We start from the raw sequence: 1,239 nt of genomic DNA, 5'->3' as shown, positions 1-1,239 counted from the left end.
CCGAAGATGATATGCAGCACCAACGTCATCATCGGGGCCATCATGCCGAAATTCATGCCGAACATTCCGGCACCGGCCATCGGCATCACGACGATCATCATCATCAGCCATGCCGCGATCCCGAACACGATTCCCTTGACGATGGCACTTCCCCCCGGCAGCGCCGAATAGAGCAGCGCAAAGCCCCCGCCCCATGCGATCGTGCCGATCATGAAATGCGCAATCCAGCCCATGGCGGCGGGCATCCCCATCATCCCGCTGAGCATCGCGATTACGTCAAGCTCGGGCATCACACCCATCATCGCCTTGCCCATCATCAGCAGCGACAGCACCACCGTGGCGATAAAGCCTGCGAGAAGGCCCGGTTTCAGATTAGTCATGTCGTTTCCTTTCTGCGGGCATCACTTGCCCGGTTTCCTGTGGTTGTGAACATCTGAAAGGATCGCCTCGATCCGCACCGTATCAGTGTCGGAATCTGACGCAGGGTTGGCCGCCATATCGCTCAGCGCCGCAGTCGTGCGCATCTGGCCGACAAAGGCGGTGCAGCCCTTGCAGATTGCCAGATGCATCCGCATCTGAAGCGCCTCCCAAGAGGACAAGTCGCCGTCGATCAGCGCGCTTGCGCGTCTGGCGACATCCTTGCACCGCAGCATCTTAGCGATCCCTTTTCGATCCTTACACCAACGTGACTATGCAAACCGCGAAACGTTACAAAGAAAATCACCGGCGAGCCGGGGTCGCGCCGATGGCCGGTTGCTGAAGCTCATCCAGCGTATCGCGGATCGCCAGCCGCGCGCGATGCAGCAGCACGCGCATATTGGCGGGTGAGATGTCGAGAATGTCGCAGATTTCCGCCGGGTCCAGATCGGCCTGACCCCGCAGCAAAAGCACCGCGCGTTGCGCGGGCGGCAGGCGCGTGATCGCCAGTGACACATGGTCAAGCGCGGTCTTGCCGGCAAGGATGCGCTCTGGCGTCAGGTCATCCCACAAGTCGGGCGTTTCTTTCCACCGCCCGCGCCCGTCAAACGCCGCCTGAAGGCTGTCCTCCTCGCCATTATCCTCGAACGAAATGCTGCGCCCGTCGCGCTTGAGCCGCGTGCGCGCCTTGTTCATCAGGATGGCGTAAATCCAGCCCGCAAGCGAGGATCGGCCCTCGAAGCCCGCGATATTCTCCAGCACCGCAACCCATGTTTCCTGAACGATTTCCTCGGCGGTGGCCTGATTTTTGACGACCCCCGC

General features: G+C 60.9%; 3 protein-coding genes. All 3 read right to left on the bottom strand.

All coding sequences use genetic code 11. The annotated features are described in order from the left end of the window. A partial coding sequence (locus ABIE58_RS20265; RefSeq protein WP_354546415.1) for a DUF6789 family protein occupies window positions 1-380 on the bottom strand: 380 nt, incomplete at its 3' end. 21 nt (window positions 381-401) lie between these two features. Further along, window positions 402-653 carry a zf-HC2 domain-containing protein gene (locus ABIE58_RS20260; RefSeq protein WP_354546414.1) on the bottom strand — a complete coding sequence of 84 codons (252 nt, stop codon included), beginning with the start codon at window positions 651-653 and terminating at the stop codon, window positions 402-404. A 67-nt stretch (window positions 654-720) separates the two neighbouring features. Continuing rightward, window positions 721-1,239, bottom strand: a 519-nt coding sequence (locus ABIE58_RS20255; RefSeq protein WP_354546413.1) for an RNA polymerase sigma factor, incomplete at its 5' end; no start/stop codon positions are given.

It is taken from the genome of Roseovarius sp. MBR-78 (assembly GCF_040547535.1).
Lineage (GTDB): Bacteria > Pseudomonadota > Alphaproteobacteria > Rhodobacterales > Rhodobacteraceae > Roseovarius.
This window is presented reverse-complemented; position numbering and strand designations above follow the sequence as displayed.